We start from the raw sequence: 787 nt of genomic DNA, 5'->3' as shown, positions 1-787 counted from the left end.
AACCGCAAGGAGGACGGTCACCACGGTAGGATTCATGACTGGGGTGAAGTCGTAACAAGGTAGCCGTATCGGAAGGTGCGGCTGGATCACCTCCTTTCTCGAGCTCAACGCTTCTGAACGAAGCACTAAAGTGCTCACGCTTATCGGCTGTAAGAAGACAGGCTAAGGGTCTGTAGCTCAGTTGGTTAGAGCACCGTCTTGATAAGGCGGGGGTCGTTGGTTCGAATCCAACCAGACCCACCATTTACTCTTGAACGTTTGAAAGAACGAGCGAAGATAAATGCAGACCCTCAAGCATCAAGGTATTTGGGGGATTAGCTCAGCTGGGAGAGCACCTGCTTTGCAAGCAGGGGGTCGTCGGTTCGATCCCGTCATCCTCCACCAATCATCAATGCCAAGCACGTTTAGACCGAGCCATGCCGGTCGAGCGTGATTTGCATTGGCGATTGAGCCAGTCAGTAAAATCATGTGGAGCATAGCGCTTCAGGTGATGCTGTCGTTCTTTAACAATCTGGAAGAAGTAGTAAAGAGATTCACGAAAGCATACTTAGAGATGGGTGTGTGAGTAGGTGAATCAGGGTTGTGATTGTATCAATGTATGAAAAAGTGATCGAGAGATTGCTTTGGAATACGGCGCAACACGAATACTCAACCTATAGCGGTGTGAAAGAGGTTTCCCTCGAAGCTGAACTTCGGTTCGGAGTCGGGAGGAGTCTCGGAGACGCACTCGTTATAGGGTCAAGCGAACAAGTGCATGTGGTGGATGCCTTGGCGATCACAGGCGATG

Annotated in this window: 1 protein-coding gene, 2 tRNA genes and 1 rRNA gene; all 4 read left to right on the top strand. The window is 50.3% G+C overall.

What is annotated here, in order from left to right; genetic code table 11:
* Positions 1 to 97 (top strand): 16S ribosomal RNA (locus tag ACRXB1_RS37095); the annotation flags it as partial.
* 69 nt (positions 98 to 166) lie between these two features.
* A tRNA-Ile gene (locus ACRXB1_RS37090) sits at positions 167 to 243 on the top strand.
* A gap of 65 nt (positions 244 to 308) precedes the next feature.
* Positions 309 to 384: transfer RNA gene (locus ACRXB1_RS37085), tRNA-Ala, on the top strand.
* A 210-nt stretch (positions 385 to 594) separates the two neighbouring features.
* Positions 595 to 787: hypothetical protein (locus tag ACRXB1_RS37080; RefSeq protein ID WP_449494911.1), on the top strand; the 193-nt coding region annotated here is incomplete at its 3' end.

The sequence above is a fragment of the Caballeronia sp. M23-90 genome, assembly GCF_053574605.1.
The sequence above is the reverse complement of the archived record's forward strand: the minus strand, read 5'-3'. Positions and strand labels throughout refer to the sequence as shown.